The sequence below is a fragment of the Janthinobacterium sp. ROICE36 genome (assembly GCF_002869965.1).
GTDB lineage: Bacteria > Pseudomonadota > Gammaproteobacteria > Burkholderiales > Burkholderiaceae_D > Janthinobacterium.
The window spans coordinates 20,238-27,119 of record NZ_PEBS01000071.1 but is presented as its reverse complement, the minus strand read 5'-3'; the positions used below and the strand labels follow the sequence as shown (position 1 = coordinate 27,119).

The 6,882-nt window shown below is 60.1% G+C and carries 5 protein-coding genes; all 5 read left to right on the top strand.

The genetic code is table 11. The features are described from left to right. Nucleotides 1–137: 137 nt before the first annotated feature. Nucleotides 138–422 carry a hypothetical protein gene (locus CSZ94_RS22440; protein ID WP_102123553.1) on the top strand — a complete coding sequence of 95 codons (285 nt, stop codon included), beginning with the start codon at nucleotides 138–140 and terminating at the stop codon, nucleotides 420–422. 244 nt (nucleotides 423–666) lie between these two features. Then, nucleotides 667–3,324, top strand: coding sequence for a TonB-dependent receptor (locus CSZ94_RS22435; RefSeq protein ID WP_102123552.1), 2,658 nt, complete (start codon nucleotides 667–669; stop codon nucleotides 3,322–3,324). A gap of 115 nt (nucleotides 3,325–3,439) precedes the next feature. Then, nucleotides 3,440–4,792, top strand: coding sequence for an MFS transporter (locus CSZ94_RS22430; RefSeq protein ID WP_102123551.1), 1,353 nt, complete (start codon nucleotides 3,440–3,442; stop codon nucleotides 4,790–4,792). A 24-nt stretch (nucleotides 4,793–4,816) separates the two neighbouring features. Further along, nucleotides 4,817–5,764 carry a glycoside hydrolase family 43 protein gene (locus CSZ94_RS22425; RefSeq protein WP_102123550.1) on the top strand — a complete coding sequence of 316 codons (948 nt, stop codon included), beginning with the start codon at nucleotides 4,817–4,819 and terminating at the stop codon, nucleotides 5,762–5,764. Nucleotides 5,765–5,782: 18 nt separating this feature from the next. Then, nucleotides 5,783–6,853, top strand: coding sequence for an aldose epimerase family protein (locus tag CSZ94_RS22420; RefSeq protein WP_219726040.1), 1,071 nt, complete (start codon nucleotides 5,783–5,785; stop codon nucleotides 6,851–6,853). Nucleotides 6,854–6,882 lie beyond the last annotated feature (29 nt).

The window sequence follows — 6,882 nt, the reverse complement described above, 5'->3', positions numbered from 1 at the left end:
GCCATCACTTGGCGTGCCGCGAAAAACCAATTCGCCATTCTGTTCGCCGAGCGCTTTACGGCGCACCTGTGACCAAGCATTGAAATTAGCTAAATGACTCCGGACACACAAAAATCCTGACACTCCCCCGGCATGTGTTGGCGGCAGCCATCGTGGGGCATGCAGACGCCATCGTCACATTCAATCTCAAAGACTTCCCGGACGCGATCATGCGAGGGCACAACATTGAAGTTGTGCACCCCGATGATTTTCTGGTGGCGCAGCATGAGTTCGCTCCGATACGCATGCTCAGTGTCGTCAAGGAAAACCGGGCACGATTGCGAAAACCACCCAGATCCGCCGCCGAATTGATTGCCACTTACGAAGCGCAAGGCTTGCCGCAATTGGGCAAGTTGCTGCGTTCAGCGATTGCCTCGCTCTAGCCCGCTCCACCGCTCCGCTACTTGAGCTGCTTTTTTTGGGCACCGCCCTGCCTGAAACGCCCCTGACGCCCCTGCCGTTGTCGCTTTGCAAGCTCCAAAGTGCTTCAGTCACCGATATCAAAATTGGTATCGAAACAGTGGAAAAATTGATTGGAGAGATTAGCGTCCAGCCCCTAAGATAAACGCCGAGCATGCGCACGACATGCAAGCAGCACAACAATATCAATACAATATCTGGAGATTCATGATGCACAACGCCACCGGCCCCCTCGCGGCCACTTCCCCTCGTCCATTCACCTTGAAGGCAGCCGTTGCGGCATTGGCCGGTATCGGCTTGCTGAGCACGGCTTCGGTCTGGGCGCAGGATGCGGTGGCGGCCGACGCCAGTGCCGAGCCTGCTGCGGAAGTGTCGGTCGTGACCGTCAGCGGCGTGCGCCGCTCGGCGCAGAATTCCCAGCAGATCAAGATGCGCTCGGACCAGGTCATCGATTCCATCGTCGCCGACGACATCGGCAAATTCCCTGACAACAACGTGGCCGAAACCCTGGCGCGCATTTCCGGCATCCAGATCCGCCGCGATTCGGGCGAAGCGAGCGCCGTCATGATACGCGGCTTGCGCGACGTCACGACCCTGCTCAACGGCCGGGAACTGTTCACCACCACAGGCCGCTACGTCAACCTGGCCGATATTCCCGCCACCATGTTGCAGCGCGTGGACGTGTATAAATCGCAGGGTGCGGACCAGGTCGAAGGCGGCGTGGCCGGCATCATCGACGTGCGCACGAATCGCCCCTTCGATTTCAAGGAATTCACCGCCAGCGTCAACGCGCGCGGCGTCTACAGCGACAAATCCAAGGCCACCGATCCAAACATCAGCGGCATGCTGGCGAACCGCTGGAAGACGGGCATCGGCGAAGTGGGCGCGCTGCTGGGCTTGTCCCAGCAGCAGCACCGTTACCATGAAGAGCGCGCCTTCAATACGGCGCCCGTGGATAAAAGTTTCCTGTCGCCTGGCTTGACGGGGCCGGATCAGGTGGGCTTGTTGCCGATCAAGGGCGACCGCCGCCGCAGCACCGCCAATGCCGTACTGCAATGGCGTCCGAACGCCGATATCGAACTGTACGCGGAAGGCATGGCCACGCGCTTCCTGCTTGACGCGGAATCCGATTACTTCGTCGGTTTGCCATGGTGGGGCACGCCCGTGTCGGCCACCAAGATTCCCGGCACCAACCAGCTGCAAACGCTCACTTCCACCAACGTCAACACCATCATGTCGACGCAGGCGAACAAGAACCAGACGAAAACGCATCAATTTGCCGTGGGCGGTTTGTGGGATATCAACCCGGAATGGCGTTTTACGTCGGAAGTGGCCAGCACCAAAAGCAGCTACACGTGGCGCAACCCGATTCTCGACGCCATCACCGTCGTGCCGAATGCCCGCATCAATACCAACCAGAACGACACCTTGCACGTCGATTACACGGGCAGCGACTTGCAAGATCCGTCGAATTATTATCTGAAGGGCTTTTTCGACCGCTATGGCCGGGATCAAGGCAGCTCGAACGATGTGCGCGCCGACCTCGCGTACACGCCCGGCGCCGGCGGCTTCTTCAAGGAAATCAGCGTCGGCGTGCGCGGCGTGAAACGCGAAGCCGAATCGATCAAGAGTTTCGAGGGCAATGCGGAAGCACCGGACGTGTCCGGCGCAGCGTTTCCGTTCAGCCGCCAGAGCGTGACCTCGATTCCGGGCCTCAATTGCCTGTCGGAACCGATGTCCAGCGGCGGCCCCGACTATGGCTTGAAGCAGTGGTACACACCGTGCGCCAGCTTCTTGCTCAATAACACGGGCACCCTGCGCCAGGCCATCACGGGCAGCAGCGCGGCGCGCGCCATGGACCCGGGCTCCTTCTTCAAGGACACGGAAAAGACGTACTCTATTTATACCAAGGCGAAGATCGCCTTCAAGCTGGGCGCTTACCCCGTCGACGGCACCCTGGGCGTGCGCGTCGTGCGCACCGAGCAAAGCCTGCAAGGCAACAGTTCGCAAGACGGCGTCTACCTGCCCGTCATCAGCGACACGGCCAGCACCGACGTGTTGCCCAGCGTAGCCCTGAAAATCAAGCTGCGCGCCGACCTGGTGGGCCGCTTTGCCGCAGGCCGTACCATCAGCCGCCCCGGTTTTTCCCAGCTGAACCCGGGCGTGGCCCTGGTCAACTCGACGGAAACGGTGAAGGCGACGGGCGCGGGCGGCAATCCGAACTTGAAACCGGTGACGGGCGACAATGTCGACGCCGCCCTGGAATGGTATTTCGCCCCGGCCGGTTCGGTGACGGCCACCGTGTTCCACCACAAGTTCGACGGTTATATCCAGCAGCGCATCGCCAGCGAAACCATTGCCGGCAAGACTTACGATGTGGACCGCCCGTACAACACGGCCGCCGGTAAACTGCAGGGGCTGGAAGTTGGCTACCAGCAGTTCTATGACGGCTTGCCGGGCCTGTTGAGTGGCCTGGGCTTGCAGGCGAACGGCACTTATATGAGTGGTACGACCGACGACGAGACGGGCAGCCATGCCATCACGGGCGTGTCGCGCTATGCCTACAACCTGGTCGTGCTGTATGAAAAAGACGCGTGGTCGGGCCGCCTGGCCTATAACTGGCGCTCGAAATTCATCGACAGCTACAACCAGGGCGGCCCCGGCCTGGACTTGAAAGTGGCGGCCACGGCCCAGCTTGACGGTTCGCTGTCATACAAGATCAACGAGCAGTTCACGCTGACCCTCGATGGGAATAACTTGCTTGACACCAAGTTCAAGGATTACTGGAACACGCCAGGCGTGTATGCGCGCGATACGCGCCGCTATGACCGGACGGTAGGCCTGTCCTTGCGCTGGAAAATGTAATGCGCAGCAAATAAACATCGGTGCAGGGCGTTGTCATGGTTTCGGCCAGCAACGCCCTTGTCCGTTGTCATTGATATTTAGGCACGATTCATCATAAAAAGAATGGACGGAAAGCATGGAGACGCAAAAATTATCCACCGTTGAAAAGGTCGGCTTTGGCGCCGGCGACATGGCGCTCAACGTCGTCATCTCGTCGATGATGTTGATCATCACCTTTTTCTATACCGATATCTATGGCTTGAAAACCACGGACCTGGCCCTGCTGTTCGTGGCCGTGAAAGTCATCGGCGCCATTGCCGACCTGGTCATGGGCCAGATCACCGATCGCTACAGCTTTGCCTCGGGCCGCTACCGTCCGTATCTGCTGTGGCTGGCCGTGCCGTATGGCGTCAGCGTCTTCTTTGTCTTCAGCACGCCCGAGTGGCAGTATGACGCCAAGCTGATCTGGGCATATTCCACGTATATCCTGATGACGGTCATGACGGCCGGCGTGGGCATCCCCTATATTTCCCTGATTAGCGGCTTGACCAGCGATCCGCAGGACCGCCTGTCGGCCAACGGCTACCGCCTGTTCTTCGCCAAGATCGGCGCCTTCATGGTGACCATCGTCGTGCCGATTCTGTCGCAGCGTTGGGGCGGCGGCAATCCGGCCGCCGGCTACCAGGCAGCCATGGCCGTGATGGCCGTCATGGGCGTGGCCCTGTTCCTGTTTTGCTATTTCTCCACCACCGAGCGGGTCGTGCACGTGGTGGAAAAACAATCCTTGCTGGAACAACTGAAAGTGCTGCTGCAGAACGACCAGTGGCTGGTGCTGTGCGGCGTGTGCGTCACGGGCACCATCGGCTACGTGGTGCGCGGCTCGGTTGCCATTTATTACGCGAAATACTATCTGGGCGGCAGCACGGAAACGGTGGCCGCCTTTCTGACCACGGGCGTGGTGGCGGCCATTTTGGCCATGATCGCCTCGACCTGGATCACCAAGTTTTACTGCAAGGTAAAACTGTTCCGCTACACGCAGATCGGCGTGGCCGTCATCAGCCTGGCGATCTATTTCTTTGTGACGCCGAGCGACACCGTGCTGGCCTTCGCCCTGTATTTCCTGCTGTCCTTCGTGGTGGACTTGCATGCGCCCGTGTTCTGGTCGGCCATCGCGGAAACCATTGATTATGGTCAAGTGAAAACGGGCAAGCGCGTCTCCGGCTTCGCTTTTGGCGGCATTTCCGTCTGCCAGAAGGCGGGCATGGCGGTGGCGGGCGGCCTGGTGGGCGTGCTGCTCGCATATTTCGACTACCAGCCCAACCATGAGCAAACGCAATTCGCCCTGAACGGCATCGCCCTGATGCTGTCGATCATCCCCGGTTTCTTTCACCTGCTGATGGGCCTGCTGATGTTCAAGTACCGTATCAGCGACAGCTATTACACGGGCGTGAAAACCGAAATGCACAAGCGCGGCTACGTGGCCGCGTAAGAATAATTGAATGGAGTAAACAACATGGCAGACGTCTTGAAACCGCTGATCGAACAACGCGCCGACCCGCATATCTACCGCCATAGCGACGGCTACTATTACTTTACGGCATCCGTACCCCAGTACGATCGCATCGAGCTGCGCCGCGCCGACAGCATCGCCGGCCTGGCGGCCGCGCCAACGGTCGACGTGTGGCACAAGCCGGAGACGGGGCCGTACAGTGAACTGGTGTGGGCGCCGGAACTGCACTTCAATCAGGGCGCCTGGTATGTGTATTTCGCCGCCGCTCCGAGCCGCGAAATCAAAGATAAATTGTTCCAGCACCGCATGTATGCGATCCGCAATACCAACGCCAACCCTTTGATCGGCGAGTGGGAATTCATGGGGCAGATCGACACGGGCATCGATACCTTTTGCCTGGACGCCACCACGTTCGAGCACAATGGCGTGCTGTACTACCTGTGGGCGCAGAAAGATGTTGCCATCGAGGGCAATTCGAACCTGTACATCGCGCCGATGGCCACGCCGTGGCAGCTGGCCGGTCCGCCCGTGATGCTGAGCAAACCGGAATTTGACTGGGAAATCCGCGGCTTCTGGGTCAACGAGGGGCCGTCCGTGCTGAAACGCAAGGGCAAGATCTTCATCAGCTATTCGGCCAGCGCCACCGATGAAAACTACGCCATGGGCTTGCTGTGGGCCGATGACACGGCCGACTTGCTCGATCCATTTTCCTGGACGAAGTCGCCCGAGCCCGTGTTTGCCACCTGCTACGAGCACGGCATCTATGGCCCCGGCCACAACAGTTTTACCACGGCCGACGATGGCGACGGCGTATTGCTGGTGTACCATGCCCGCACGTACACGGAAATCGTTGGCGACCCCCTGTGGAACCCGGACCGCCACACGTTTGTCAAACCGCTGCGCTGGGATGCGCAAGGCATGCCCGTGTTTGGCCGTTCATCGACCCTGTAACATTCCGGACCCGACGCCATGACCCCAGTTGATACTGTTTCAATGACGCAAACGCCGTTTGGCATTCTGCCCGATGGCCAGCAGGTTAGCGTATTTACCCTGACGAACCGCCAGGGCATGCAGGTGAAGGTGCTCGACTTTGGCGCCATCATCAGCGAAATCCACGTGCCTGACCGTGACGGCAATTTTGCCGACGTGGTGCTGGGTTTCGAGCGCCTCGAACCGTATCTTGCCAACAGCGCCTTCCTGGGCGCCGTCATCGGGCGCTTCGGTAACCGTATCGCGGCAGGACGTTTCAGTCTGGACGGCAAGGATTACCAACTGGCCGTGAATAACCCGCCCAATCACTTGCATGGTGGAAACCAGGGCTTTCACCAGGTCATGTGGCGCGCCGAGCCGTTCACCACGCACGATGCGGTGGGCGTCACCTTCACGCGCAGCAGTCCGGACGGCGAAGATGGCTATCCGGGCCGGCTCGACGTCACGCTGACTTATGAACTGGATGACGACAACGCCCTGAGCCTGCGCTACCACGCCGTGACGGACCAGGCCACGCCCGTCAACTTGACCAACCACAGCTATTTCAATCTGGCGGGCCAGGGCACTATCCTCGGTCATGCGCTGTCCATCAACGCGGACCGCTACCTGCCCGTCGATGCGGGGTCGATTCCCACGGGCGAGCTGGCGGACGTGTCCGGCACGCCTTTCGACTTGCGCCAGAGCACCGTCATCGGCGACAGCATCGCCTTGCCGCATGAGCAGATCCGCATCGGCCGGGGCTACGACCATAACTTCGTGCTCAATCAACAGCCAGGCCAGGCGCTGAAGCTGGCCGCCAGCGTGCGCGATCCCGTTTCGGGGCGGGTGATGCAGGTGTATACGCAGGAGCCGGGCATCCAGTTTTATTCGGGCAATTTCCTCGACGGCAGCCAGCACGGCAAGCAGGGCCCCATCGGCTACCGCGGCGCGCTATGCCTGGAAACCCAGCATTTTCCGGACTCGCCAAACCAGGCGCATTTCCCCGGCACCATCTTGCGCCCGGGCGAGCAATACCGGACGGTCACCGTGTACCGCTTTTCCGCCGAGTAAGCGCCACACCCGAAACCGCCCACGCCCTG